This window comes from Metabacillus sp. FJAT-52054 (genome assembly GCF_037201815.1).
Lineage (GTDB): Bacteria > Bacillota > Bacilli > Bacillales > Bacillaceae > Metabacillus_B > Metabacillus_B sediminis.
This window is the reverse complement of record NZ_CP147407.1, coordinates 43477-69233: the sequence shown is the minus strand read 5'-3', so window position 1 is coordinate 69233 and position 25757 is coordinate 43477. Positions and strand designations below refer to the sequence as shown.

Annotated in this window: 28 protein-coding genes, 1 rRNA gene and 1 pseudogene; 1 reads left to right on the top strand and 29 read right to left on the bottom strand. The window is 43.9% G+C overall.

What is annotated here, in order from left to right; genetic code table 11:
• Window positions 1-6 precede the first annotated feature (6 nt).
• The 17 genes from pth to metG form a co-directional block, all read right to left on the bottom strand.
• Complete coding sequence (gene pth / locus WCV65_RS00355) at window positions 7-573, bottom strand: aminoacyl-tRNA hydrolase (RefSeq protein ID WP_338779267.1); 567 nt, start codon at window positions 571-573, stop codon at window positions 7-9.
• A 152-nt stretch (window positions 574-725) separates the two neighbouring features.
• Window positions 726-1361, bottom strand: a complete 636-nt coding sequence (locus WCV65_RS00350; RefSeq protein ID WP_338779265.1) for a 50S ribosomal protein L25/general stress protein Ctc — start codon at window positions 1359-1361, stop codon at window positions 726-728.
• A gap of 80 nt (window positions 1362-1441) precedes the next feature.
• Window positions 1442-2395, bottom strand: coding sequence for a ribose-phosphate diphosphokinase (locus WCV65_RS00345; RefSeq protein ID WP_035412546.1), 954 nt, complete (start codon window positions 2393-2395; stop codon window positions 1442-1444).
• Between the two features lie 18 nt (window positions 2396-2413).
• Entirely contained in the window at window positions 2414-3799 is a 1386-nt protein-coding gene (gene glmU / locus WCV65_RS00340) for a bifunctional UDP-N-acetylglucosamine diphosphorylase/glucosamine-1-phosphate N-acetyltransferase GlmU (protein WP_338779262.1), read from the bottom strand.
• A gap of 255 nt (window positions 3800-4054) precedes the next feature.
• Entirely contained in the window at window positions 4055-4354 is a 300-nt protein-coding gene (gene spoVG, locus WCV65_RS00335; RefSeq protein WP_035412552.1) for a septation regulator SpoVG, read from the bottom strand.
• Between the two features lie 137 nt (window positions 4355-4491).
• The gene (locus WCV65_RS00330; protein ID WP_035412555.1) at window positions 4492-4866 is read right to left on the bottom strand and encodes a RidA family protein; all 375 of its coding nucleotides are present in this window, start codon (window positions 4864-4866) and stop codon (window positions 4492-4494) included.
• Between the two features lie 35 nt (window positions 4867-4901).
• Complete coding sequence (gene purR, locus WCV65_RS00325) at window positions 4902-5732, bottom strand: pur operon repressor (RefSeq protein ID WP_035412558.1); 831 nt, start codon at window positions 5730-5732, stop codon at window positions 4902-4904.
• Between the two features lie 56 nt (window positions 5733-5788).
• Window positions 5789-6661 carry a 4-(cytidine 5'-diphospho)-2-C-methyl-D-erythritol kinase gene (ispE, locus tag WCV65_RS00320; RefSeq protein ID WP_035412561.1) on the bottom strand — a complete coding sequence of 291 codons (873 nt, stop codon included), beginning with the start codon at window positions 6659-6661 and terminating at the stop codon, window positions 5789-5791.
• A gap of 114 nt (window positions 6662-6775) precedes the next feature.
• Window positions 6776-7942 (bottom strand): iron-containing alcohol dehydrogenase, encoded by a 1167-nt coding sequence (locus WCV65_RS00315; RefSeq protein ID WP_338779255.1) that lies wholly within the window; start codon window positions 7940-7942, stop codon window positions 6776-6778.
• A gap of 166 nt (window positions 7943-8108) precedes the next feature.
• Window positions 8109-8291 (bottom strand): small, acid-soluble spore protein, alpha/beta type, encoded by a 183-nt coding sequence (locus WCV65_RS00310; RefSeq protein WP_035412566.1) that lies wholly within the window; start codon window positions 8289-8291, stop codon window positions 8109-8111.
• A gap of 175 nt (window positions 8292-8466) precedes the next feature.
• Window positions 8467-8736, bottom strand: coding sequence for a Veg family protein (locus WCV65_RS00305; protein ID WP_035412569.1), 270 nt, complete (start codon window positions 8734-8736; stop codon window positions 8467-8469).
• A 283-nt stretch (window positions 8737-9019) separates the two neighbouring features.
• Window positions 9020-9907, bottom strand: a complete 888-nt coding sequence (gene yabG, locus WCV65_RS00300) for a sporulation peptidase YabG (protein ID WP_035412572.1) — start codon at window positions 9905-9907, stop codon at window positions 9020-9022.
• Between the two features lie 567 nt (window positions 9908-10474).
• Window positions 10475-11359: a 16S rRNA (adenine(1518)-N(6)/adenine(1519)-N(6))-dimethyltransferase RsmA gene (gene rsmA / locus WCV65_RS00295; protein WP_035412575.1), complete on the bottom strand. Its 885-nt coding sequence runs from the start codon at window positions 11357-11359 to the stop codon at window positions 10475-10477.
• A complete protein-coding gene (rnmV, locus tag WCV65_RS00290; RefSeq protein WP_338779250.1) occupies window positions 11352-11915 on the bottom strand; it encodes a ribonuclease M5 in 564 nt (187 codons plus the stop codon). The genes rsmA and rnmV overlap by 8 nt, the downstream gene beginning before the upstream one ends.
• Before the next feature lie 225 nt (window positions 11916-12140).
• On the bottom strand, window positions 12141-13361 hold the full coding sequence (locus WCV65_RS00285) for a ubiquitin-like domain-containing protein (RefSeq protein ID WP_338782108.1): 1221 nt from the start codon (window positions 13359-13361) through the stop codon (window positions 12141-12143).
• 248 nt (window positions 13362-13609) lie between these two features.
• A complete protein-coding gene (locus tag WCV65_RS00280; protein WP_035412581.1) occupies window positions 13610-14377 on the bottom strand; it encodes a TatD family hydrolase in 768 nt (255 codons plus the stop codon).
• Between the two features lie 163 nt (window positions 14378-14540).
• Window positions 14541-16517: a methionine--tRNA ligase gene (metG, locus tag WCV65_RS00275; RefSeq protein ID WP_035412584.1), complete on the bottom strand. Its 1977-nt coding sequence runs from the start codon at window positions 16515-16517 to the stop codon at window positions 14541-14543.
• Window positions 16518-17017: 500 nt separating this feature from the next.
• Here metG and WCV65_RS00270 point away from each other — a divergent pair, with 500 nt between their 5' ends.
• Window positions 17018-17299: an AbrB/MazE/SpoVT family DNA-binding domain-containing protein gene (locus WCV65_RS00270; RefSeq protein ID WP_035412587.1), complete on the top strand. Its 282-nt coding sequence runs from the start codon at window positions 17018-17020 to the stop codon at window positions 17297-17299.
• A gap of 50 nt (window positions 17300-17349) precedes the next feature.
• Here the strand turns inward: WCV65_RS00270 and rsmI are convergent, their stop codons facing one another.
• The 12 genes and pseudogenes from rsmI to rrf all read right to left on the bottom strand — a co-directional run bounded on the left by rsmI (window position 17350) and on the right by rrf (window position 25734).
• Window positions 17350-18228 (bottom strand): 16S rRNA (cytidine(1402)-2'-O)-methyltransferase, encoded by an 879-nt coding sequence (rsmI, locus tag WCV65_RS00265; protein ID WP_338779247.1) that lies wholly within the window; start codon window positions 18226-18228, stop codon window positions 17350-17352.
• A 31-nt stretch (window positions 18229-18259) separates the two neighbouring features.
• Window positions 18260-18508, bottom strand: a pseudogene (locus WCV65_RS00260) (GIY-YIG nuclease family protein); the annotation flags it as partial.
• Window positions 18495-19241 carry a tRNA1(Val) (adenine(37)-N6)-methyltransferase gene (locus tag WCV65_RS00255; protein ID WP_338779245.1) on the bottom strand — a complete coding sequence of 249 codons (747 nt, stop codon included), beginning with the start codon at window positions 19239-19241 and terminating at the stop codon, window positions 18495-18497. The pseudogene WCV65_RS00260 and the gene WCV65_RS00255, both read right to left, overlap by 14 nt.
• Before the next feature lie 58 nt (window positions 19242-19299).
• Window positions 19300-19665, bottom strand: coding sequence for a DNA replication initiation control protein YabA (gene yabA, locus WCV65_RS00250; RefSeq protein WP_338779243.1), 366 nt, complete (start codon window positions 19663-19665; stop codon window positions 19300-19302).
• Window positions 19666-19675: 10 nt separating this feature from the next.
• Window positions 19676-20503 (bottom strand): stage 0 sporulation family protein, encoded by an 828-nt coding sequence (locus WCV65_RS00245; RefSeq protein ID WP_338779241.1) that lies wholly within the window; start codon window positions 20501-20503, stop codon window positions 19676-19678.
• 2 nt (window positions 20504-20505) lie between these two features.
• Window positions 20506-21498, bottom strand: a complete 993-nt coding sequence (gene holB / locus WCV65_RS00240) for a DNA polymerase III subunit delta' (RefSeq protein ID WP_338779240.1) — start codon at window positions 21496-21498, stop codon at window positions 20506-20508.
• Window positions 21499-21510: 12 nt separating this feature from the next.
• On the bottom strand, window positions 21511-21951 hold the full coding sequence (locus tag WCV65_RS00235) for a YaaR family protein (RefSeq protein ID WP_035412607.1): 441 nt from the start codon (window positions 21949-21951) through the stop codon (window positions 21511-21513).
• Between the two features lie 12 nt (window positions 21952-21963).
• Window positions 21964-22293 carry a cyclic-di-AMP receptor gene (locus WCV65_RS00230; RefSeq protein WP_035412611.1) on the bottom strand — a complete coding sequence of 110 codons (330 nt, stop codon included), beginning with the start codon at window positions 22291-22293 and terminating at the stop codon, window positions 21964-21966.
• An 18-nt stretch (window positions 22294-22311) separates the two neighbouring features.
• Window positions 22312-22941 carry a dTMP kinase gene (gene tmk, locus WCV65_RS00225; protein WP_338779239.1) on the bottom strand — a complete coding sequence of 210 codons (630 nt, stop codon included), beginning with the start codon at window positions 22939-22941 and terminating at the stop codon, window positions 22312-22314.
• 5 nt (window positions 22942-22946) lie between these two features.
• Window positions 22947-24368: an aminotransferase class I/II-fold pyridoxal phosphate-dependent enzyme gene (locus tag WCV65_RS00220; RefSeq protein ID WP_338782106.1), complete on the bottom strand. Its 1422-nt coding sequence runs from the start codon at window positions 24366-24368 to the stop codon at window positions 22947-22949.
• Window positions 24369-24499: 131 nt separating this feature from the next.
• Window positions 24500-24703: a sigma factor G inhibitor Gin gene (locus WCV65_RS00215; protein ID WP_338779238.1), complete on the bottom strand. Its 204-nt coding sequence runs from the start codon at window positions 24701-24703 to the stop codon at window positions 24500-24502.
• Window positions 24704-25618: 915 nt separating this feature from the next.
• Window positions 25619-25734: ribosomal RNA gene (gene rrf, locus WCV65_RS00210) — 5S ribosomal RNA — on the bottom strand.
• Window positions 25735-25757: the final 23 nt, after the last annotated feature.

The window sequence follows — 25757 nt, the reverse complement described above, 5'->3', positions numbered from 1 at the left end:
TTATACTTACTTGGACTGATTAAACTCGTTCATCACCTGAAGAAATGGTTTGTTCAGCCATTCTGCGCAGGCATCTGCTGATCGGATTACAGCATCTTTAATCAGGGGCTGTTCATCCTTTGAAAATTGACCGAGCACATAGTCCGGCACCTTCATCCCGCTTGGCGGACGGTCGATTCCGATCCGTACACGGTTGAATTCCTGTGTGCCAAAGTGCTGGATCATGGACTTGATGCCATTATGACCGCCTGCGCTGCCCTTTGTACGAAGCCTGATTTTTCCTGCCGGCAAATCAAGGTCATCATAAATGACCGCCATGTCTTCATCTGGCACCTCGTAAAAATCCATAAGAGGGCGGACGCATTCTCCAGATAAATTCATATATGTAAGCGGCTTAACAAGTAAAACCTTTGTTCCGCCGGCCATACCCAAGCCATACACCCCATTGAATTTAGAGCGGTCAAGCTGAATGGACAGACGGTGAGCCAATTCATCGATTACCATAAAACCAGCGTTATGACGTGTTTCTGCATATTGTTTCCCCGGATTTCCGAGCCCAACAAAAACTTTCAAGTAATTCCCACCTTTATAAATAAAAATCGGCGGATGTCTTCCAGCCAATTTTTCTTCTTGATTTCTCCATTATATTATAAAAAAGTTTCGGCACATAGAAAAGAGGCTGGCACAAAACAGTCTGTTTTGGCCAGCCCGGCATGGTTATTCTTTTATTCAGCCTCGTCTTCCCCTTCACGCCCTTCAGCGTTTTCAGGCTCACCAGGCTCCTGCTCTTCGCCAGAATCAATTTCTTCTTCTGCTTGAGGAGGGAGAATCGAAGCGATAACCTCATCATCTTCATGATTGATTGTGTATTTTTTAGAATCCTTCAAGTCGGATATAGTCAGCGTATCATTAACAGCAAGGTTTGAAATATCCACTTCAATCGTTTGCGGGATATCATTTGGTTTTGCTGTAACGGAAATCTGGTAAAGAGGCTGCTGAAGCACTCCGCCGTCTTTCACGCCCTGCGCTTCGCCAGTTAAGGTAAGCGGAACTTCTACATCCACTTCGGAATTCATATTTACAGCTAAAAAGTCAGCATGCAGAATTTCGTTCTTCATGGTGTCGCGCTGCATATCATTTACCATTACGGAATGCTTTTTACCATCTACATCAAGCTGAATGATTGCGTTGCGTCCTTCATCACGCAAGACTTTCAGAAGATCGATGCTGTCAATAGAGACCGCTTTGTTATCTGTTTTAAATCCATATATGATGCCAGGCACATGGCCTTGCAATCGTATTGCCCGTGTAGCGGACTTTTTAAAATCTTTTCTTTCTTTCGCTTTAATTGTTGTGCTCATGTCTTACACCTTCCTAACATCGTGATAATTGCTTATTATAGTCAATTCCCACAATTCGTCCGGTCTAAACATAAGATCGATTAATCGAACAGTGTACTTACAGATTGCTCTTCATGAATACGGATGATGGCTTCACCGATAAGCGGAGCTACGGAAAGCTCAATTACCTTATCAATTTTTTTATCTTCCGTAAGCGCAATAGAGTTTGTTACAACAAGCTCTTTAATCTTGGAATTCTGGATTCTCTCGATTGCAGGGCCTGACAAAACAGGGTGCGTACAGCATGCATACACTTCTGATGCTCCATTTTCAACGAGTGCATTCGCTGCAAGTGTAATTGTCCCTGCTGTATCAATAATGTCATCAATCAGAATGGCAGTCTTTCCTTCAATGTTACCGACGATATTCATGACCTCAACCACATTAGGGCGCGGTCTGCGTTTATCAATAATGGCAATAGGCGCTTTCAGACGGTCTGCCAGCTTACGGGCACGTGTTACTCCGCCATGGTCAGGGGAAACGATTACGATATCCTTAAGATCCTTCTTGCTGAAGTAATCCCCAAGGATCGGAACACCCATTAAGTGGTCGATCAGAATATCAAAGAATCCTTGAATCTGCGGTGCATGCAAGTCTAACGTGATGACACGGTCCGCTCCTGCCGTTTCAAGAAGATTTGCCACAAGCTTCGCTGTAATCGGCTCGCGCGCGCGTGCTTTACGGTCCTGGCGGGCATATCCGTAGTAAGGCATAACAATGTTAATTGTTTTAGCAGAGGCACGTTTCAATGCATCAATCATGATCAGAAGTTCCATGAGATGTTCATTAACAGGGCCGCTTGTAGATTGAATAATGTATACGTCACAGCCGCGGATACTTTCTTCAATGTTGATTTGAATTTCGCCGTCGCTGAAACGGGTAACAGAACATTTTCCAAGCTGAACGCCTACAACATTTGCTATTTCTTCGGCAAGACCGGGATTTGAATTCAGTGAGAAAATCTTTAAATTTGCATCACCGTACTGATTTGACATAATGTGGTGAACCTCCAATTAGGAATTAGAATTTTGATTCATGCTCAGACGGCCGACATAGTCTTCTTTGTTGACTTGTCTGGCGCGTGCAACCGATAGCGCTTGGCCCGGCACATCTTCTGTAATCGTTGAGCCTGCTGCTACATAGGCTCCTTTTCCAACTGTTACAGGTGCAATCAAGTTAGAATTGCATCCGATAAATGCCCCATCTTCCACCTTTGTTAACGCCTTATTCTTCCCATCATAGTTCACTGTAATCGAACCGCAGCCGAGGTTAACGTCTGAACCGATTTCCGCATCGCCGATATAGCTCAGGTGAGAGGCTTTGCTTCCTTTGCCCATAGATGTTTTCTTGATTTCGACAAAATTGCCGATCTTCACTTCATCTGAAACAGAGGACTGCGGACGAATATGCGCAAACGGGCCCACTGCGACTAGCTTTCCAATTTCACTATCATGAACAACTGATTGGCGGATCACTGTTTGATCTCCTATTACACTGTCTTTAATCTCAGTGTTAGGGCCAATTTCACAGTCTTCTCCGATTTTAGCATTCCCTTTAATTATCGTCCCTGGATAAATCATGGTATCTCTGCCAATCTCAGCATCTGCAGAAATGTAAGTCTGGTCAGGATCGATCAAGGTAACCCCATTGCGCATATGGAAGGTATTGATGCGTTTCTTCATATATTTTTCTGCTTGTGAAAGCGCTACGCGGTCATTCACCCCGAGTGATTCTTCAAATGAGTCTGTCTGATAGGCAGAAACCACCTGGCCCTCGTTCTTAAGAATTTCAATCACGTCCGGCAAGTAGTATTCACCTTGTACGTTGTCATTCGAAACTTTGCTTAGCGTTTCGAACAGCATTTTGTTATCAAAGCAGTATGTACCGGTATTGATCTCATCAATTTTCCGTTCCTCTGCTGAAGCGTCTTTATGCTCAACAATTTTCTCAACAAGTCCCGAGCTGCTGCGGACGATACGGCCATATCCGGCTGGATCCTCTGCTTTAACCGTCAGAATTGTTGCTTTTGAGTTTGTTTCGCTGTGATGGGAAAGAAGATTCTCCATCGTTTCAGACGTGATCAGCGGTGTATCTCCGCATACTACGATCGTCGTACCATCAAGATCCTGGAGCTGGCTTGAAGCTTGCATGACCGCATGAGCGGTTCCAAGCTGCTCGCTTTGCAGAGCATATTCACTTTTTTCTCCAAGCTGTGCTTTTACCATTTCTGCACCATGCCCAATAATTGTCACCATTTTCTCAAGGTTTAATTTGGACATTTCATCCGCTACGTGCTGAACCATTGGTTTGCCGCAAACAGGATGCAGAACTTTATAAAGCTTGGATTTCATACGTGTACCTTGACCAGCTGCTAGAATGACTGCAAAACGATTTTCCATGTGTAAGCCTCCCAAGTATCCCTATTTATCCATTAAAAAATATATCTTAAATATGGCTTCATTTCAAGGCAGGATGCTAAAGTGCCGAATATTTCTCATAGAAGAAAAATCAGGATAGGACTTTATCAGCAGGTTCTTAAGCAGGGTCGGACCCTGTGGACCGCTGAGGTGAGGAGTTAGGATGGATGCTAAAGTACGGGGCACAATTTAGACATAATTAAACCCCTGTTACTTAGTAACAAGGGCGAACATATTTTAGGAAGCACCTGCTTCTTCAAATTCAACTTCAACTTCTTCCATTTCTCCAAGCCTGTGGTATTCAGTCAAAACAGCTTCTTGAATTTTCCCGCGTGTACCCGAATTGATTGGATGGGCAATATCACGGAATTCTCCGTCTGGAGTTCTTTTGCTTGGCATTGCTACGAATAGCCCATTATTCCCATCGATTACACGAATGTCATGTACAACAAATTCGTGATCGAGTGTAATGGATGCAATCGCTCTCATTCGGCCTTCTGTGTTAACGCGGCGTAATCTTACGTCAGTCACTTCCATTATGTTCACCACCTTTTCCCTGGATGAAAAACTTTACAGTATGAATTCCACGGAAATTTCTCAATTCCTGCATTCTGAAAAAATTTTTTTGAAAAAACAGGGAAAGGTAGGAAAGTTTTCTTATTGACTTGGGTAAATTATTTAGTTAGGGCAACGCATTCAATTTCAATAAGTGCGTCTTTTGGCAGTCTCGCTACTTCCACACAGGATCTTGCGGGCTTGTGCGTATGAAAATATTCCCCGTACACATCGTTGATTTCCGGGAAGTCATTCATATCCTTGATGAAAACAGTTGCTTTTACAACCTGCTCAAGTGAGCTCCCAGCCTGTTCCAGAACCGCCTGTAAATTCGCAAACACCTGATGGGTCTGCTCCCTCACGCCGCCTTCCGCCATTTCACCATCGGTTTTGAGCGGAATTTGTCCGGAAGTGAAAACGAGATTGTTCACAGCCATCCCTTGAGAATAAGGTCCGATTGCCGATGGCGCTTTACTTGTTTGAATGATTTTCATCGTTCTTCAGCTCCTTTTAAAATGCCAAAAAAACCTTACGGCCGCTTGGCAGCATCAAAAAAATTACCTTCCTGAAGCTCAATTTGTTTGCCCTTCACATCAACACCGGTCAGTTTTACAAGAGAAATATACTCGTCCACTAAACGCTCTTCGACACCCTTGGTCTCAACCAATACGCCGATTCCCGCGACCTTCGCCTGGAATTCCTCCAGCAGGCTCACCATTCCGTTAATCGTTCCCCCGGCCTTCATAAAATCATCAATTATGAGAACGTTTGATCCTTCTTTCAAACTTCTTTTCGCAAGCACCATTGTCTGGATTCTTTTGGAGGACCCGGAAACATAATTAATGCTGACAGTAGATCCCTCTGTCACCTTGCTGTCTTTTCTAACGATGATCACCGGAACGTTCAAGTCGTTGGCTACTGCATAGGCAAGAGGAATTCCTTTTGTCGCAACGGTCATCACAACATCAATTTTCCGCTCTGCAAAAACAGAGGCAAACATTCTTCCCACCTTATTCACGATGGATGGATCTCCAAGAATATCCGTCAAATAAAGATAGCCGCCCGGAAGCAGACGGTCCGGAGCCGCCATTCTCTTTTTAATGGAGTCAATGATTGCGCCTGCTTCTTCGATATGCATACCCGGTACGAATTTCACCCCGCCTGCTGCGCCCGGAACCGTTTGAAGAGAGCCGACACCCTGCTGTTCAAAAGTTTGTTTAATAATGGTTAAATCTTCACTGATTGATGATTTTGCAGACTGGTATCTTTCCGAAAAGTAGGTAAGAGGGACAAGCGAATGCGGATGATTAAGCATATAATTCGTCATGTCCACGAGTCTGCCGCTTCGACGAAGCTTCATGGAATAACCCCCAAAATCCGAATATTGTTAAAGATAATATATCTTAATATACGTCTTTAATCAAGTTCGCATCGCTCGCCAAGCATTCTTACGGCAAATACCTGATCGCAAAATCCTCTCAGCCCATTGTAAATCCGGTGGACCTTTGATTCATATTGAACCAAACCAAACACAGTAGGCCCGCTTCCGCTCATCAAAACAGCATCTGCGCCAAACCGTTTCATCTGATCCTTAATCATCGCAACTTCCGGCTGCATTTTCAGGGTAACGGATTCAAGAACATTCCCAAGATTATCGCAAATGCCTTCATAGCTTTTTTCCTGAATAGCCCCTACCATTCTGCCGGTGTGCGGATGCTTAACGCCATCCAGCTTCAAACCGCGGTAAACATCTGCAGTTGATACCCCTGCTGTAGGCTTAGCCAGGATCACCCAGCAATGCGGAGGTGCTTCAATGTGGCGGATTTTTTCTCCGCGTCCGGTAGCAACCGCTGTTCCGCCGTATACGCAAAAGGATACATCAGAGCCGATTTCCGCTCCGATTTCAGCCAGTTCATCCAGAGTCAGCCCCAGATTCCATAGTCTGTTCAGACCTCTTAAAGCTGCTGCTGCATCACTGCTGCCTCCTGCCAGTCCTGCTGCTACAGGAATGACCTTGGTAATCCCGATCGACACTCCCCGCTTAATGCCAAAGCGTTCTTTCAATATACTTGCGGCCTGATAAGCGAGGTTCCGGTGATCATCAGGAACGAACCGGTTGTGTGAGGTGATGGATATGCCGCCTCTAGGCCCCATATCAATCAGCTCGATCCGGTCTGCCAGATCAATGGTCGTCATCACCATTTCCACTTCATGAAACCCGTCTTTTCTTTTATGTAAAACGTCAAGCGACAGATTAATCTTCGCCGGCGCTTTTTCTAGAACTCGCATACTCTCACCTGCTTCTAAAACGAACTGAAATTGTATCCACATTGTACCACAAAAAGAAGATAAATATTGCTGTTTTTCGACATGGTTTTCATGTACGCCAAGCCTCGGGAGCTTTTACATGCTGCGCAAAAGAATTTCCCTGACATCCTGTTTATTCAGGACCTTATAGGTTCCGACTTCATCCTTCATGAATGATTTTTCAACAAGCTGATCAAGCTTTGAATCATCAATGCCATAATCAGCCAGTCTGCTTGGTGCGCCAATTGAATTCCAAAAGCTTCTCAGCGCTGCAATACCTTCTTTAGCCGTCTCTAATTCACTTTTTCCTTCAGGGGAAATCTTAAACACATTCACCGCCAGTTTTTTCATCCTGGAAGGATCAATTTCAGAACAATAGCTCATCCAGTTTGGAAAAAGAATTGCAAGCCCGCCTCCGTGGGGAATATCATAGACAGCTGAAACGGCATGTTCAATTTGATGCGAACCCCAGTCTCCACCATCTGTCCCGTTTGACAGCGTCTCATTGAATGCAGTTGTGCCGGCATACATCACCGTCTCCCGCAGTTTGAAATTATGAAGATCCTGAACCAGTTCCGTTCCTGCTTCCATAACCGTAATCAGCAGCGACTCAATAAACCGGTCAATCATTGGGGTATTCTCTGTTCGGTGGAAATATTGCTCTAGTGCGTGGGACATGATATCCACGATTCCGTAAACCGTTTGATCACGCGGAACGGAAAAAGTAAAAGTTGGATCCAAAATCGAGAATTGCGGGAATACAAGCGGACTTCCCCAGCCCCGCTTCTCATTTTTCTCCCAATCCGTAATGACGGAAATATTATTCATTTCCGATCCTGTCGCTGCCAATGTCAAAACCGTACCGAAAGGAAGGGCCCGGTCCGGTGCTCCTTTTCTCGATATGACGTCCCATACGTCCCCTTCATAATAAACACCAATGGAAATAGCCTTCACACAATCAATAACACTTCCGCCTCCAACGGCCAAAAGCAAATCGATTTCCTCTTTGCGGCAAAGCTCAATTCCTGCCTTTACTGTAGTAAGACGGGGATTCGGTTCCACTCCTGACAGTTCAAATACATGTGCATCTGCTTTATGTAATTCGTTAAGAACTGCATCATATACACCATTCTTCTTAATGCTTCCCCCGCCGTATACGATCAGCACGTTTTTGCCAGTGCCTCCGAGCTCGCTCTTCAATTGACGGATTTGACCTTCTCCAAACCAAAGCTTAGTTGGATTATGCTGTAAAAAAGAAATCACGTACTCTTCCTCCTAAAAAATCATCATGAATGTATCATAGCAAAAAGTGCCGGGAATAAGAACAATAGTGCAAGCGAATGAAATTCTGTTAAGTGCGAGGCACCCTGCTTTTCCCGAATTTCCAAATAACGAAAAAGAGCAGCCTCGTGAAGAGACTGCCCTTTCTTTATCGTGAGGTGTGAGAAGCCATATGCTCTTGAGCAAGTTCAACTGCTCTTTTTGTCATATTGCCGGCATCCCTTGAGCGGATTCCGCCCCAGCCTTCTTTCATTACGGTATCGTAAAAGCCTAAATCCTTTGCAAGCTCATACTTAAAACTTTCCGTCATGATCCCTTTTCGTCTGCCCATGAAACGAACCCCCTCATGTGTGCTTTAACGTGTCCGGGACGAGTTTGCCGGGACCCTTTTAGTATGTGCACACTTAATGAAGACAGGCAGCTTGAATATATGTAAAAAAAGGTGAAAACCGGTAAAATAAAAAAAGCCGCCGTTTTTCGACATGAAAAAAGCAGCAAACAAATGTCTACTGCCCGCTTATAGCTAATGCTCCTGATGCATCTTCAAAAAATGTTAATTGTACAGTTTCGGTGAGAACATCTGCATAGCTGTAGGAAACTCTTTCAAATGCATTCTCATCTTGATCCAATTCTACGATAAAGACGGACGGATAGGTCTCAGCCAGAACCCCAGATCGCTCTACGGTCTTTCTGCGTCCTCCATTTGCCTTCAATGTCAATCTTTTGCCCAGATTCAAATCCAACACGTTTTTGATATCGGTTAAAGTCTTCGCCATTGCATCCACCTCACTGTAGACAATTATACCTCTTTAGCACTCTAAAGTCAAACAAAATTTAAATTATACAGAGGCTCAACAACATTGTCAACAAAATTATTTCTACAATATTTTCTAACCTTCGCACCTATTATGTACCGAAGCATCCCCTTTTATGTAAATTTTTTCTGACTTTATCTTTTCATATAAACATATGGGATTGGGCATGCTATCGAGCTGAGTGATACACCGATCTTTTAGCCGGAAATATGGAAAACAAAAAAACCGCCTAAAAAAGCGGCTCCTACTCCTGAACAGTTTGAATACGTTTGTAGGGCATTCCTGTACGAAGCACTCCCTTTGTCTCAACGCCTCCCAGACCCTTCTCACGGGTAAGCGTATTGCGAAGGACATCCCACACATTAATTCTCTCTATAAACGGTGTGAAACTAATCTTGGCTACAATATAAACCGGATCAAGAGCATGAATATTCACCCTCGATGGCGAGCTTGCAAAGTTCGCCCCGGCGCGAATCAGCGATTCAAAATGGGATTGGCAGGCTCCTGCAAATATAACAAGCTGATCCAGATTCGGAATCCGGCTTCTCGCATTCAAAACAGCCTCCACAAAATGCTTTGAATGCCTGTAAGCCTCCAAATCACTCATGCTTCCTTTATGCTTTGAATATGCATCATGGCCTGTAATGACCAGGATATCTGGACGGTATTGAGCCAGAAGCCCTGTAACCTTCTCAGGCATCTCCTTTTCCAGGCAATGAACACCGTGAACAGGTACACCTATTTTTTCGTACAAAGAAAGGCATTTCTGAAGATAAACGGGATCTCCATCTAAATGAAGAACCTTGCCGGGCACGTGAAAAAAATCCTCCTGATGACTATAGCTAGCCGTGGCATAATATTCCCTTTTTTCTTTCAAAAGCTGATAATCCTGTTCCAAAAGATACAGCGATTGATCGAGCTTCTCTTTTTGCTGGACATGGCGCTGATTGAGTTCACGATCACTGATCACCACCAGATCGGAACAAGGCGAATCCGCAATAAGACGGAATTCCTCACCATAAAGAACTGCAATCACCTCGCCGCTCTGCCCCTGCTTCAAATCTATAACCCGAAAGAGCATATCCAAATGATACGATTTGCGCGCAACGACATCTCCTATAGTAAATGACATATTCTCACTCCAAAACGGGGGATTTTGGAACATACCTGCATATGGATCCTTTTTTAGCCTATGTATGAAAAAGGAAATTGTGAAAAGAAAAGCGGAGGCGGCTTGCTCAGCCCTGAGAGACGGTGGAACCGGGACTGGCAAAGTCGCTCTTTGACTTTGACTGAACCGGTGAAGCGGCCGAAGGGCTAGCCGCCGGAGCTGGACACCAAGAAAAGCGGAGGGCGCTTGCTTAGCTGTGAGAGACGGTGGAGCTCGCGACCGAGAGGCGCCCAAGTTAGGTTGTTCAGCTAAATGCGCGACGTCCTGTCGCAACGCTGAACGGGCCTTCATCGTGAAGGCCCTCGACCGAGGGAGCGAAGCGGCCGAACAGCTAGCGCCCGGAGCTGGACACCAAGAAAAGCGCAGGCGGCTTCTAGTAAGGAGGTTCTGCTAAAAGCGCGCCGTCCTGCCGCAACGCAGAACTGACCTGCATCGTGCAGTCCTCCCTGAGAGACGGTGGAAGGGCATGAAACAAAGAAAACCCCCGTTACGCGCTATCCGGGGGTTTTAAACTAATATGGATCAGACTTATTGTTTTTTCAGCAGCGGATAAAGTGCATCGGCCGCTTTGGCAAATTCCTCAATGGTCAGCGACTCGCCGCGTCTTCTCGGATCAATTCCGGCTTGATTCAGCCCAAGCTCAATTTCTTCCTTCATCGGCTTGCCTGCAGGGTAAAACTGCAGGATATTATTCATGATGGTTTTTCTTCTCTGTGCAAAAGAAGCTCTCATCAGTTCAAAGAAAAAGGCTTCATCCTTCATGTCTACTGCAGGTTTTTCCCGCTTTAGCAGCCGGATGACAGCTGAATCTACATTCGGCTGAGGAACGAAAACGGTTTTCGGAACGGTCATTACGGTTTTCGCTTCCGTGTAATATTGAATCGCAATAGAGAGGGAGCCGTATTCCTTTGTAGAAGCATTTGCCGAAATCCTGTCTGCCACTTCTTTTTGAAGCATAACAACAATGCCTTTGAGCGGAAGCTGGTCCTCAAGAAGCTTCATAATAATTGGAGTGGTTACGTAATACGGAAGGTTGGCTACAACCATTACTTCCTTGCAGTCTCCGAACTCCTCTTCCATCACTTGCTTCACATTTGCTTTCAGTATATCTTCGTGGATAATTTTAATGTTTGGATAAGGACTGAGTGTGTCATTTAGAATAGGCAGCAGTCTTTGGTCAATTTCAAAAGCAACTACCTTTTTTGCACGTTTGGCAAGCTGCTCCGTCAAGGCTCCTATTCCCGGACCGATTTCTATGACTCCGGTTTCCTCGCCCACTTCCGCATGATCCACGATCCGGTGCAGGACGTTCGTATCAATGAGAAAGTTTTGTCCAAGACTTTTCTTGAAGGCAAATCCATATTTTTTTAGTATCTCTTTCGTTCGTGCCGGAGTGGCGATATCTTTAATCATGTTTTTCTTCCTCCTGCAAAATCCTGTTCATGGCATTTTCATAATCTGACTTTGGTATTTGAAACATTTGCAGCCTTTTTAACAGCTGTTTCCCGTTCGTATATCCGATTTTCAGTTCTGTTCCAAGCTTCTCGCGGCGTTCTTTAGCCATTGGATGCCCAATCAGTCCATAATCAAGAAGATCGTCCTGTGTCCATTCCGATGGAATATCCGGCATCTCTTCTTTCACTTCACTCAAAGCTGCGCGGATTGCGTCCGGAGAAGCATGCTCCACTCCAATTCCGCGGCCTTTTTTTGGCCTCGCATCGGATTTTTCAATAAATGCATGCTTACAGCCGGGAACAGCCTCTGCCACAGTCTTGCGGATTTTTTCACCTGGGAAATCCGGATCTGTAAAAATGATCACGCCTCTTCCCGCAGCAGCAAGCTTAACCCGTTCAATCACGTCTTCACCAATGGCCGATCCATTCGTTTCTATTGTATCCGCAGTGACGGCTCTTTTGATAGCGACTGTATCATCGCGCCCCTCCACCACAATTATTTCTTTAATTTTCATTTTTTCCTCCAACTAATGAAACTTTCAGAAATTTCATTTCGTCTAAATAGTAAAGCTGAATATCGTTATTATAACGCAAGTTTCTTCGTAAACATAAACCTTCCAAAAACCTTCCGTTTAATAACACTTGAATTCCTCTCGTGCACGCTGAAGAAGGCATAAAAAAACAGAGGGAATCATCCCTCTGTTCGATCTTTTTGTGTCGGCCAGAAAAGCAGGCAGGTATTAGTCGAGGATTTTAATTTTAACCCGTTTGCTGCCCCATTTGATTGCCGAAGATTGATCCGGGAAAAATACATCAATCTTATTCCCGTTAATCGCTGAACCTGTATCGGCTGCTACAGCATAGCCATAGCCTTCAACATAGACTTTCGTTCCAAGCGGGATGACATCAGGGTCAACAGCAATTACCTTAGCATTAGGATTTGCCTTCAAATTAACGCCTGTAGCCGTACGTCCAGAACATCCGCTGCAGCTTGCCGTATAGGCAGTAGACGTCACATACATTTCTTTCGAAACCGAGTCATTGTTTCTGGAAGCAATTGCCCTGGGTGCAGATGAAGCCGGTTTTGAGACTATTGCAGCTTTCTTGGCTTTTGTGCCGATAGCCACAATGCGGTCCTTGCTCTCTTTAACCGTTTCCTCTTTCACAAGCCTGCGGGAGATGACCTTCCCGTTTTCCTTCACCACTGCGAAGTGGACTTTCTTGGATCCTTGTTCGCCTTCTTCAACTACGTTTTGCTTTCCGCGTTCCAAATTACTGTCGTTTTTCTTCACAACAGCGAAATCAAGCGGTTCTTCCACTACATCGGTGACTTTTTCTACGCGTTTTACAGTTACAGCGCTGTTTGCCTGCAACGTATCCTCTAATCTTGGCTCAACTTTATCTGATGGATTGAGTTTAATTTTCTGGTTCTTTAAAAAGTCAGCGACCGTAGTCGAAGTGGTCCAAACCTTTTTCTCTTTGCCGCCTACATTCATGGACAGCTGAAAAGCTCGGTTAATTGAGAGGGATAGCTGATCCGTAATCTTTGTATCCGGGGACGGACTGACCTTGTCGTGGCTGGATAATTTAATGCCTTCTTCTTTCAGCATTTCGTCCACAGTATCAGCTGTAGTCCACAGAGTTTGATCTTTTCCGTTGTCTGAAAGCCTGACCGGTTTGGCTGCTTCGTAGACAACTTTCATGGTGCTGTTTAATTTTGTGTTCTCCGAATGGGAAAGCTGGTCTTGATCGCGCACATCTATATCTAATTCTGAAAATAAATCTCCTACGGTGTCTGCGTGCGTTCTAATCGTCTCCTCATTTCCGTTCACAGAAACAGTAATTTCGTCTTTCGTTCCCTCATATGTACCGAAAGCAGTGCCTGTTCCCATTACTAGCAAACTAGTAGCGGAGAGGATGAGTTTATTTTTACTCATCTTTTCGGAAAACAGCTTTTTCAAGTTTTCTATCACTATGAAAAACGCCTCCTTATCCTCCGAGTGATTATATAGAGTATCACTCAGACTGTCAACCCTCACCACATTTTTCTATATTTTCTAGCCGCAGTCCCTATTATGCTAAGAAAATAGTGAAATGGGAAGGAAAACTTGTCGACAAGGTTATCCTATGCACAGGCCCAAAACGGTAGAACTTTTTTACATTTACGACATGCCGGACAAGCTTCCCCACCATTTGACAGGGATTTCTGTCAGGAAATGCCGAAACATTTTTTTGCATTTTTGGTGGTAATCTGAGCTACCTCTTCGTAAGTCATTCCTCTGAGTTCCGCAATCTGTTCAGCCACATATTTCACATAGCCCGGTTCATTTCGTTTTCCTCTGAAAGGATGAGGAGTAAGATATGGACAGTCTGTTTCGATCAGCAATCGGTCCAGCGGAATCTCTGCAGCCACTTCCTTCGGTTTTTTTGCATTTTTAAACGTAACGGGACCTCCAAACGAAATATAAAAATTCATATCCATACACTCTTTTGCAACTTCTGCGCTTCCTGTGAAACAGTGCATGATTCCGCCAACCTCTTCTGCTCCTTCTTCTCTCAATATTTCAACCACATCTGCCGTAGCATCACGATTATGAATAATGATTGGGAGCTTTACTTCTTTCGCTAATGCAATTTGCTTCCTGAAAACTTCTTTTTGAACTTCTTTTGGAGATTTGTCCCAATGATAGTCCAAACCCATTTCCCCAATAGCTACCACTTTAGGATGGGAGGCAAGTTCCTTAATCCATTCAAGGTCCTGATCCGTCATATCAATCGCATCTACAGGATGCCATCCGACTGCTGCATAGATAAAATCATATTGATCTGTCAGCTCCATTGCTCTCGTGATGGTATCTGTGTCAAATCCAACCACTACAATTTTTTCAACGCCTTCTGCTTTTGCCCGATCAATAACTTCCTCAAGATCTTCTTTATACTGTACCGCGTTTAAGTGTGCGTGCGTATCGAATAACATGTTTATATACCCCTTTCTGTCTTGCTTTTTTTATCATACTCTTCTCTGCCTTTTTTAACAAAAAAGCTCTTCTTTCATCAACAATTCTAAACAAAAAAAGAGGCGTTCCACCAAAATGTTACACGTGGAACACCTCTTTCGACAAATTGTATGCTTGTCAAAATTATTTTATTTTTGTACCGTTTGGCAGGGTTTGATCCACTGTTGCGAGAGATAATCCCCCTTCATGATCTCCGGCCAGGATCATCCCTTGGGATAGTTCGCCTCTCAGCTTGACAGGTTTAAGGTTTGTCACGCAAATGACCTTTTTTCCAACAAGGTCCGCAGGTGTATAATACTTGGCAATTCCTGAAACTACTTGCCTTTTTTCCGTTCCAAGATCCAGCTGCAGTTTAAGCAGCTTGTCTGCTTTCTTGACCGGCTCAGCTTGCAGAACCTCTGCCACCCGAAGCTCCACTTTGAAGAAATCATCTACCGTGATTTCAGCCGCTTCTTCAATTTTTTCTTCTGCAGGTTCCTCTATCGGGGTTCCGCCTGACATTTGGGACTTAATGTACTCCACTTCTTCCGCCATATCGAGACGAGGGAAGATTGGGTCACCTTTTTCCACTTTACTATTCTTAAGATGGCCAAAGGTGTATATGCTTTCCCACTTTGTTAAAGAATCGTCTTTAATGCCAAGCTGGGAGAAAATTTTAGCCGGCGTCTCTGTCAGGAATGGCTGAAGAAGAATCGCTGTTCTTCTCAAAGATTCTGCAAGATGATGCATAACAGAGCCGAGATCGTCTGTTTTTGCAGCGTCTTTCGCCAATGCCCAAGGCTGTGTTTCATCAATGTATTTATTCGTACGGCTTACAAGCTGCCAAACGGAAGCCAGAGCTACCGAGAATTCCATTTTTTCCATAGCCTCTTCATAGCGTTCTGAGACTGTACGGTTCATTTCTTCGAGTATACGGTCAAATTCCGTAACGGATCCTTGGTAATTAGGAATATTTCCTTCGAAATATTTGTCGATCATCGCAACCGTTCTGTTGAGAAGGTTTCCTAAGTCATTCGCCAAGTCGTAATTTACTCTCTCCACGAATCCTTCCGGTGTGAATACACCATCGGAGCCGAACGGAACTTCTCTGAGAAGATAATAGCGCAAAGCATCCAGTCCGTAGCGGTCAATCAGTGTAATCGGGTCCACGACATTCCCTTTGGATTTGGACATTTTTCCATCCTTCATCAGCAGCCATCCATGAGCGAAAACCTTCTTCGGCAGCGGCAAATCAAGCGCCATAAGCATGATTGGCCAATAGATTGTATGAAAGCGGACAATTTCTTTACTCATCAAATGAACATCTGCCGGCCAATACGTGCGGTATTTCTCATCCTGATCCGTTCCATATCCAAGAGCGGTAATGTAATTAGAAAGTGCATCAATCCAAACATAAACGACGTGCTTCGGATCCCCCGGAACCTTAACCCCCCAATCAAAGGATGTTCTGGATACAGCAAGGTCCTCAAGACCCGGTTTAATGAAGTTGTTAATCATTTCATTTTTACGGGACTCAGGTTGAATGAATTCCGGATTTTCTTCGTAATACTTCAAAAGGCGGTCTGCGTATTTTCCTACCCGGAAAAAGTACGACTGCTCTTTAACCAGTTCAACAGGATGTCCGCTGTCAGGGCTTTTTCCGCCGACAATTTTGCCATCCTCCATAATCGGGTCATCGAGCTGATGTGCCGTGTAATAGGTTTCATCAGGGATTGAATACCAGCCCTCATATTCATCCAAGTAAATATCTCCCTGATCAAGAAGCTGCTTGAATATTTTTTCGACAACCATTTTGTGGCGGGTTTCTGTAGTTCGGATAAAGTCGTCATAAGAAATATCCATGCGCTTCCATAGGCTTTTTATTCCGTCCACAATACCATCCACGTATTCCTGCGGAGTAACGCCCTTTTCCGCTGCTTTTTGCTGAATTTTTTGTCCGTGCTCATCCGTTCCTGTCAGATACATCACATCAAATCCGCGCATGCGCTTATATCTTGCCATCGCATCGCCTGCCGTTGTTGTATAGGCATGGCCAATATGTAAATTTCCGCTTGGATAATAAATCGGAGTTGTAATATAAAACGTCTTTTTGCTTTCCATGAATTCCACTCCTTGCCGTAAATTAGAACAAATGCCCTCGCCCCGAAGGACGAGAGCATGTTTGCTATCTCGCATCTACTCTTTATGATACCATCTTAGCCTTCAATATCAAGAAAATATACCGCAGTATGGACAAAAAAATGCATCATCCAGTGAATTATATAATATTGCAAACCATCCAAATGCTGGATTTAGCAAAATTATGTTGAATTTTGTCGAAGGATGTTTATAATTAGGTAACTAGAAAGCTATTACCGCTATAATGTTTCACTGGTTGAATTAGGTTTAATTTCCTATTTTCTAGGGTATTTATTTAAATACAAACTTTATCAGAACAAGCTTTGCAGTCTTTTTCTAAAATGCTTAATAATTATTGGAAACAAAATTATTGACGTAATTTGGAAACACTGTTATGCTTATGAAGCAAATAAATTTTGTCGAATAATGACGAAGTTAATAGAAAAATAGCATATATAGCAAAAACGGGAGGAGAACATTCAATGAAATCTACAGGTATTGTACGTAAAGTTGATGAACTAGGCCGCGTGGTGATTCCGATTGAATTGCGCCGTACACTAGGAATTGCAGAAAAAGACGCTCTTGAAATCTACGTGGATGATGAAAGAATCATTCTTAAAAAATACAAGCCAAACATGACTTGCCACGTTACTGGTGAAGTTTCTGATGACAACATGACATTGGCTAACGGCAAATTGGTGCTAAGCAAAGAAGGCGCTGAGCAGCTGATCCAAGAAATTCAAAACCAATTCCAATCTAAGTAATATAAAAAAGTCCCTATAACAGGGACTTTTTTCTTATTCACAAAAAGAGCTTACTCCTCCTTATGATACTCGTTATACACTTCCCTTTTAGGCAGTCCTCTATCTAAAGCTACTGTTTTTATAGCTTCCTTTGAAGAAATCCCTTTTTCAATATAATGTTCAATATGGGTAATTATACCTAATCCATTCCACCACAAATCTTCCTCCGGCTGTATATCGTCATTGGATGCACCTTCTAAAATAAGGCAAAATTCCCCGCGGATCTCATTGGCTTTTGCCCATTCATTCGCTTCAGAAAGGGTGCCTCTTACAAACTCTTCAAACTTCTTTGTCAGCTCTCTTGACAGGACAACCTTCCGATTTCCAAGGATTTCTTCCATTAAAGTGAGCGTATCTTTCAGCCTGTGTGGTGATTCATAAAAGATCATCGTTTCCTGACGCAATTTCAATAACTCAAGCTCTTTCTTCTTTTCTTTTTTCTGGCGATTTAAAAACCCATAAAAGAAAAATGGCTGCGGTGTCAATCCGGATGCAATAAGTGCAGTTAGGGCAGCATTTGCCCCCGGAAGCGGAACAACTGTAAGATTTTCTTCCAACGCTGCTTCCACAAGCTCGCTTCCCGGATCCGAAATGGTCGGCATCCCCGCATCGCTTACTAGGGCTATGGTTTTTCCCTCTTTTAAATAGTCGATAATTTTATATCCGCTGCTTTCTTTATTATGCTCATGATAGCTTGTCAGCGGTGTATTAATTTCAAAATGGTTGCACAGTTTCTTGGATTGCCTCGTGTCCTCAGCAGCAATCAAATCGGCTTCCTTTAATATGCGAATGGCCCTGTATGTCATATCTTCAAGATTTCCGATGGGCGTCGGAACCAGATAAAGGATCCCCGTTTCCGTATTCTCCTTGAAGCTCTGCTGTGTCTGCATGCTTATTCATCCTTTTCCAGATTGGAAGATGCTCTTCCAGGTATTTTTCCTTGCGTTTTCTTGTCAATTTTTTAAAGTGGTATTCGGCACTCATCGCTTCATTTTTCGTTTCAAAGCAAGCAGCATAGAGAAGCACAACCGGCCTGCGCGCTCTCGTATATTTCGCACCCTTCCCATCATTATGCTTTTTGAGCCGCTGCTCAAGGTGATTGGTGTATCCTCCATAAAAGCTTCCATCGCGGCATTCAAGTACATAAAAGCAATGGCTATTCTTCTCCATAAAGGATGTTCCTGACTTCCTTTGTATATTCATTGTTTTCATCGTATACAAACAGAGGCGGCAGGATCTTTAAATCCGGCTGTCCGTTCTTAGTTCCTTCTATTAAAAGAGTGTTCGCTTCCCTGCCCTTTTTCGGGTAAACAAATTGTATGCGCTTTGGCTCAATCTTATAGTGCTTCATCCACTCAGTAATCTCAAGCAGACGGCCCGGCCGGTGAACGAAGGCAACCTTTCCCCCCGGTCTGACGAGCTGGCTGCTTACGCGCACAACATCCTCAAGTGTACAGTGAATTTCATGTCTGGCAATCGCCAAATGTTCATTTTCATTCTGCTCCCTTTTTTGAGGAGTCTTGAAATATGGCGGATTGCATGTTACCACATCATACTTTTGATGCCCTAGTACAGAAGGCATATCCTTTAAATCTCCGTGGATCATGTCAATCTGATTGGAAAGCGCATTGTACTCCACGCTTCTTTTCCCCATGTTATAAAGCCGTTCCTGAATTTCCACTCCTGTAATTTGTGCTTTTGAACGGGTGCTTAAAAGCAGCGGAACGACCGCGTTTCCTGTACATAAATCTAGTACCTTTCCCTTCTGGATCGGCATATATGCAAATTTGGCGAGCAGTACGGCATCTAGCGAAAAAGCAAAGACACTCGGACTTTGGATAATCCGGAGGTTTTCTGCCAATAAGTAATCCAGCCTCTCATCGCCTATTAATTCCAAATTCATCACTTTATCCTTTCTTCAGAAATTGACCGATAAAAAAAGCCCCCAAATAAAAGGGAGGCTACTTTTTATTAAGAAATGACAAACAGAAAAGGCAATCTCCGTCTTTTCTCAGACTTCCGTAGTGAACATTGCAGATATGAAAGCCTTCCTGATAAAGCCTCGCAAGGTTATCATACCCTTCACTTATGTCCACATTGTCATCATCATGGTGAACCTGTCCCTTTTTTTCATCAGAACGAAGAGTGACATCCTCTGAAGAAGAAAGCTCAAGCCGTCTTCTTAAATTCTGATTTTCCAAAGATAAGGCCTGATTTTCTTCAATCAATTCTGCTATATGCTGTTTTAAATCGCCTAGCTGATTGTATAGGGAACCAATTTGTTCTTCCAAACTGGTCACAGATTCGAAGATTTCTTTTTTCTCCAATCTTTCCACCTCATTCTGTGGATTGCATCGAAACGGCGCCTTCCTGCTGCAATTCCTCCCAGCTGAACTCGACCACTCCGTCTCTTTCCTTCAGCTGAACCTGCAGGAGCCGCTCTAAAATATTCAATCCGACAACCTTGCCTGTTCCGGACGGGGTTCTGATCGTTTCCCCAAGATCGGGCAGAAGTTCTTTTGCGGATTCATATTCATCATTCTCATATTTCAGGCAGCACATAAGACGGCCGCACAAACCTGAAATTTTGGTCGGATTAAGAGAAAGGTTTTGATCCTTTGCCATCTTAATGCTGACGGGCTCAAAGTCTCCGAGAAATGTCGAACAGCATAGCATTCTTCCGCATGGACCTATGCCTCCGAGCATTTTAGCCTCATCGCGAACCCCAATTTGGCGAAGCTCAATTCTTGTTTTAAAAATAGAAGCTAAATCCTTAACCAGCTCCCTGAAATCGACCCGCCCATCAGCAGTGAAATAGAAAATGACCTTATTCCGGTCAAATGTATACTCTACATCCACAAGCTTCATATCAAGCCCGTGTTCCCCTACCTTTTGCTGGCAGGTTTCATACGCCTTCAGGGCCGCTTCATGATTTTCTTCGACAAGCATCCTGTCTCTTTGATCTGCAACACGGAGCACCTTTTTAAGAGGGAGCACTACATCATGCTCGTCCACTTTTTTACTGGCAACCACGATCTTGCCGAACTCTACTCCTCGAACTGTCTCAACGATGACACAATCGTTCTCATCTATATCAAACCCGTTCGGGTCGAAATAATATATTTTGCCGGCTTTCTTAAACCGGACACCTACTACATCATACAAAGTTATCCCTCCTGCAACGTTAAAACCAGCTGCTCCATCAAAAGCTGCGGATTTGCATTTGAATGAAGCTTCCGCTTGGTCTCCAATATGCTCAATACCTTCTCTGTTATACGTTGCTGACCTGTCTGAAGGGCTTCCTTCTTCAAGGTTTCCTTCATATCTATATAAATTACGGCATCTTCCATCCCCAATTGAATGGAGAGAAGGTCTTTATATAAAAATAATAACAAATCCAATCCTTGATCCTGAAGCTCTTTCTCAGAAAAAAACGGCATCCACTGAGTATGCACGAACACCATTGCTTGCTCTTTTCTTACCGTTAAGGCTTCATACAATTTTATCACTATCGCTCTAGCTTCTGCAAACCAATCATTTCGACTTAATTCGATAGCGTCGTCCAGGTTGTTCGTCATTTGGGAAGCAGCAGCAGCCATATATCCTATAACGTCCTGTTTTTCAAGCTCAAGACGAATAATTGATGAAGGAAGCGGGCTAAAGGGAAGAATTTGGCACCGTGATTGAATCGTGTTCAGAATCATATGAACCTGCTCAGTCGTTAAAACCGCAATGGTATCTTTTCCTGGTTCCTCTAAAAATTTCAGAAGGCTGTTCGCTGCGTTCGTAGTCATTTTATCCGCATGCGAAATCATATAAAACTTCTTTGAAGATTCCAATCCTTTTTTCGAGAATTCTTCCTGAAGACTTTGAATCTGATGTTTCTTTATGGAAAGACCGTCCGGTTCGATTATATGAAGATCAGGATGGTTTCCTGAATTAATTCTCCGGCAGCTGCTGCATTCACCGCATGGCTCTGCATCCATACGTTCTGTACAAAAGAAGCTCTTGGCAAGAAGAAGGGCCGTTTCTTTCTTTCCGGTTCCCTTTTTCCCCTCAAATAAATAAGCATGCGCCAGCCTGTTTTTGCCAATGCTTTTTTCCAATAGCTTCAATACCCTCGGCTGATAAGCCTCGAGCTCTGTCCACGTTCTGTTCATCTATATCACTCGCTAAATATATAAATTAACCAGCATCCCCTTAATTTCTCCAACGGTTCCAAGGATGTCGATGGCAGTCTTTTCTTTCTTCACAAGATCTTCCGTTAACACGATAAGCTTGTCATCAATTTGCTCAATCAATTTATGAGAGCGGCTGTTTCCTTGATAATCCCAGCTTTTTGATTCCTTTAGCTGCATACCATAATCGACAGCTTCCTGGACAATTTTTTTCACGAGTCCTTTAACCTTCGCCAAGTCCTGAAAATTTCTTGAACGGGATAAGCGGCTTCCTGCTGCCTCAAGCTCCGCAATCATTTGATTTAGCTGACTTACCTTCATCTGGCCGCTTTCTTTCAAAACGGCATTTCGAAAGCTTCCGGCGGATGAGGGAGCCTCCTGATGACGGATGTTCTGTTTATCGGCAGCAATGCGAATATCCTGATTAATTTTCATTTTCGCTTCTCCTTAAAATTGGTGGAATTCTTCCACAGGAAGAACAAATACAGTTGCTCCTCCTACCTCTACCTCTACTGGATAGGGAACATACGAATCTGCATTTCCTCCCATGGGTGAAACAGGGGCAACAAGCTGTTCGCGGGCCTGGCAGCTGTCTTTAATAATTTGAAGTGCCTTTTGCACTCTCAATTCTTCCGTTCCAATCATGATCGTAGTGTTGCCTGATTTCAAAAAGCCTCCGGAGGTTGCAAGCTTCGTAACTCTGAAATTATGATCGGTAAGAGATTTGATTAAACGATTCGTATCTTGATCCTGCACAATAGCAATTACCATTTTCATTTCCAATTCCTCCTTGGATTATAGAGACAATTTATTTCGAATTAATAGCCATACTTCCTCTGCCACCTCTTCAGGCGTCTGGTCCGCATTAACTGATTTTATTCTCTCGGGATATTTCTCAAGTAAGATGGCATACCCTTTTTGAACGCGATCATGAAACTTCAGATCTTCGTTATCAAGCCGGTTGATTTCTCTATTTTCGCCCGAATAGACTCTTTTCAGCCCTTTCTCAGCGTCAATGCTGAAATAAATCGTCAAGTCCGGCATAACATCCTCAATGGCAAACAGATTAATCGAAAGAACTTCTTCCATGCCAAGTCCTCTTGCATATCCCTGATAAGCAAGAGAGCTGTCTATAAAGCGGTCGCATAATACAACCTTCTTCTCTTTTAAAGCAGGCAGTACCTTTTCAACCAGATGCTGTCTCCTGGCAGCCGCATACAGAAGAGCTTCTGTTCGCGGATCCATTTCGGTATTCTCTATATCTAAAATAACACTGCGGATTTGTTCAGCGATTTTAATTCCCCCGGGCTCGCGGGTAGCAACCGGATCAATTCCTTTTTCCTGCAGCTTCTTATGAATTTCTTTTAAAATAGTGGTCTTGCCGGCCCCTTCAGGACCTTCAAATGTAATAAAACAGCCTGTCAATCTTCTCAACCTTTCTTATAAACAGCTACAGTATTAAAATTCCTGTTCTGTCGGCCCTGAAACCGGGCTCCCCGATCCTTCATCTGAAGAATCCATTCTATGTGCTGTTCGCTTATTCTTTCTCCTGCCAATAGGAGCGGAATCCCCGGCGGATACGGAATGACCGCCTCTGCCATCACCCTGCCATCCGCTTCGTGCAGATGTACTTCTTCCTTGGCTGTTTGCTCCATCTCGCCATAGGTCAGAGAAAGCTTGGACGCAGGCAGGGACGGGAATGTAATCGGGAGTTTTGTTTTCGCAGGATTCGTCATGGACGAAAATTCTTTTTCAAGACCTGGGTGACGAAAGCTGCTTTTCCCCAGTCCAGCAATCAAAAGGAAATTGCGCTCATCTGCAAGTTCTCCGTATATTCCATGACGCTCAAAGCGTTCCTGAAGATCAAAGCCAGAAAGCCCGGTTTCAGAAACAATGGCCAGCTTTATAGGATCCTGAATAGCATTTGGATCCTCTGTACCTATTGCTTTAATTCCCTCAATAGAATTGAAATACTCTTTTATTTTTGAAGCTTCAAGCGCAAGTTCTCCTGCTCTTCCGGAATCCTTTATTTCCTGGGCAAAAGCCCTGGCAAGATCCAGCGAGGCCATAATTGGATAGGATGGACTGCTCGTTTGCAGCATAGACAACAATTTTGCTACTCTCCTAAAGGAAACAAGCCTGCTGTTCACGTGTAAAAAGGAGCCCATCGTCATAGCAGGCAGCGTTTTGTGAGCGGATTGAACAACCGCGTCCGCGCCGGCTTTTAATGCAGATTCGGGAAAAGGAGCACCTATTCCGTAATGGGCACCATGTGCTTCGTCAACCAGAACAGGAATGCTGTAAGAATGAGCAAGGCGGACGATACGCGTGAGATCCGCCGTTACCCCGTAATAATTAGGATTTGTTATAATAAGCGCCTTTGCATGAGGATAAGCTTCAATGGCTTCAGCTATGCGGTCTTCCTCAACGTAAGAAGGAACATGCAGCGCTTCATCTATTTTAGGACTGATAAAGACCGGATCTGCTTTAGCAAGCTCCAATGCATTCATAATGGATTTGTGGCTGTTCCGCTGAACTAGAACGGTATCCCCTTCCCTGCAGCATGACAAAATCATCGCAAGATTACCGGATGTCGAACCATTTACAAGAAAAAATGTCTTCTCTGCTCCATAAAAGGATGCAGCGAGCGACTGGGCCTCATCAATCACTCCATGCGGGTCATGTAAATCATCCAGTCCTGACAATTCCGTTACATCAAGCTTCATCACATTTTTAAAAAAACGTGATGTCTCTTCCGGCAGCAGCAAACCATTTTTATGGCCAGGCACGTGAAAAGATACCGGGTTTTTCTCTTGATGCTTCAATAGCGAAGAAAACAATGGAGTATACATAAGCACTAGGTCCCATCCTTTTAATACGATACTTCCATTATACCAATATTTGTTCCTCACTTCAGCAACGATTCCATCTGCCCATCAAAACCCACTAAATCAGCAAAAAGAAAAAAGACCCTTTCAGGTCATTAAGAATACATAGGCGGTGCCTTTACGCTCTTTAGTTTTTTTACGAAAAAATCATACTTCGGCTCCGCTGCATCAGTCGACACCATTTCCCTTTCACAGTCCGTACATATAAAGCTCGTATAGAGATGAATTCCATCAGGTTTGCACGTGTCGCATATAATACACGTTTCCTCCTTTGAAATTCCAGACAGTTTACCAATCATTCCCTCCACCTCCATACTGCTATTTTGGCCAGCGGCGGTGATTTGTATACAACTTTCAGAATTTTACAGGTTCACCTTTGCCCTCTGCCCTTAATGTATGAAGGCTTTCGCCCAACTGTGTATGTCTATAAAAGTTAATCTTGCTGTTTTTGTTGGGGAGGGGGCAGATCGGAGGATATTCACACGAAAACTTTATCATTGCATTTAAACTAGATTAACTGCAGGCGGTGGGAGGCTGGATATATTTGATGGCAGATGAGGAATTTTGAAGGTGGATACCGATTTCTCGGGAGATTGGCTTTAGCAGAAGCATCTTTTGGAGAGTAGAGGATTAAGGTAGTGGATTTTTTTATTAAAACTCGCCTGTTTTTGTTCAAAACTGATGAATTGGGGAGCATTACGATGCGGAGAGAAGAAATTGGCGGCGAGAATGGAGAGGAATACGCTCGTTTCTGATGCGGGAAGGGGGGAGGTGGCAAGATATCGGCTATTCTGGAGCGGATATCGACCGAAATTTGGATATATCGGGGATTATTTTGATATATCGACCAAAATTTTAATATATCGACGATTATTTTGATTTATCGACTAAAATGAGCGGATATCGACTTTTCGGGAGGGTTCGATAGAGATCGCAGCCGCCTCAATTCGTTGGATCCTCTTCCCCAGCCAGCACCATCCAGTACGGTCCGCCAGTCTCACTCTGTTAAAAATAAGTCCAGCCAACCGTTAAGCTACTAATAAACACTAAGCCGAATCGAGTATTCCCCCTCCTTCTCCTTCCCTCCACCCATGGCGTATCCCGAATCACGTATCCGCTCCCCCTTCTTTCTCCCTCTATCCCAAGCGTATCCCGCATCCCCAATCCCAACAAAAAAAGACCCACCCCCTAAGGGGCAAGCCTTTTTTTCATGTACCTGGCAACGTCCTACTCTCACAGGGGGAAACCCCCAACTACCATCGGCGCTAAAGAGCTTAACTTCCGTGTTCGGTATGGGAACGGGTGTGACCTCTCTGCCATAATTACCAGATATGTGGTTGAAAGATTGCTCTT

Excerpts from the sequence above, each read along its gene's own strand:
- WCV65_RS00350 (WP_338779265.1), bottom strand. The coding sequence starts at position 1,361 with ATGAGCACAACAATTAAAGCGAAAGAAAGAAAAGATTTTAAAAAGTCC.
- WCV65_RS00345 (WP_035412546.1), bottom strand. The coding sequence starts at position 2,395 with ATGTCAAATCAGTACGGTGATGCAAATTTAAAGATTTTCTCACTGAAT.
- glmU (WP_338779262.1), bottom strand. The coding sequence starts at position 3,799 with ATGGAAAATCGTTTTGCAGTCATTCTAGCAGCTGGTCAAGGTACACGT.
- spoVG (WP_035412552.1), bottom strand. The coding sequence starts at position 4,354 with ATGGAAGTGACTGACGTAAGATTACGCCGCGTTAACACAGAAGGCCGA.
- WCV65_RS00330 (WP_035412555.1), bottom strand. The coding sequence starts at position 4,866 with ATGAAAATCATTCAAACAAGTAAAGCGCCATCGGCAATCGGACCTTAT.
- purR (WP_035412558.1), bottom strand. The coding sequence starts at position 5,732 with ATGAAGCTTCGTCGAAGCGGCAGACTCGTGGACATGACGAATTATATG.
- ispE (WP_035412561.1), bottom strand. The coding sequence starts at position 6,661 with ATGCGAGTTCTAGAAAAAGCGCCGGCGAAGATTAATCTGTCGCTTGAC.
- WCV65_RS00310 (WP_035412566.1), bottom strand. The coding sequence starts at position 8,291 with ATGGGCAGACGAAAAGGGATCATGACGGAAAGTTTTAAGTATGAGCTT.
- WCV65_RS00305 (WP_035412569.1), bottom strand. The coding sequence starts at position 8,736 with ATGGCGAAGACTTTAACCGATATCAAAAACGTGTTGGATTTGAATCTG.
- yabG (WP_035412572.1), bottom strand. The coding sequence starts at position 9,907 with ATGTCATTTACTATAGGAGATGTCGTTGCGCGCAAATCGTATCATTTG.
- rsmA (WP_035412575.1), bottom strand. The coding sequence starts at position 11,359 with ATGATTAAAGATATCGCCACTCCGGCACGAACGAAAGAGATACTAAAA.
- rnmV (WP_338779250.1), bottom strand. The coding sequence starts at position 11,915 with ATGAAAATTAAAGAAATAATTGTGGTGGAGGGGCGCGATGATACAGTC.
- WCV65_RS00280 (WP_035412581.1), bottom strand. The coding sequence starts at position 14,377 with ATGTTATTCGATACGCACGCACACTTAAACGCGGTACAGTATAAAGAA.
- metG (WP_035412584.1), bottom strand. The coding sequence starts at position 16,517 with ATGGAAAGCAAAAAGACGTTTTATATTACAACTCCGATTTATTATCCA.
- WCV65_RS00270 (WP_035412587.1), top strand. The coding sequence starts at position 17,018 with ATGAAATCTACAGGTATTGTACGTAAAGTTGATGAACTAGGCCGCGTG.
- rsmI (WP_338779247.1), bottom strand. The coding sequence starts at position 18,228 with ATGCAGACACAGCAGAGCTTCAAGGAGAATACGGAAACGGGGATCCTT.
- WCV65_RS00255 (WP_338779245.1), bottom strand. The coding sequence starts at position 19,241 with ATGAATTTGGAATTAATAGGCGATGAGAGGCTGGATTACTTATTGGCA.
- holB (WP_338779240.1), bottom strand. The coding sequence starts at position 21,498 with ATGAACAGAACGTGGACAGAGCTCGAGGCTTATCAGCCGAGGGTATTG.
- WCV65_RS00235 (WP_035412607.1), bottom strand. The coding sequence starts at position 21,951 with ATGAAAATTAATCAGGATATTCGCATTGCTGCCGATAAACAGAACATC.
- WCV65_RS00230 (WP_035412611.1), bottom strand. The coding sequence starts at position 22,293 with ATGAAAATGGTAATTGCTATTGTGCAGGATCAAGATACGAATCGTTTA.
- WCV65_RS00220 (WP_338782106.1), bottom strand. The coding sequence starts at position 24,368 with ATGTATACTCCATTGTTTTCTTCGCTATTGAAGCATCAAGAGAAAAAC.
- WCV65_RS00215 (WP_338779238.1), bottom strand. The coding sequence starts at position 24,703 with ATGATTGGTAAACTGTCTGGAATTTCAAAGGAGGAAACGTGTATTATA.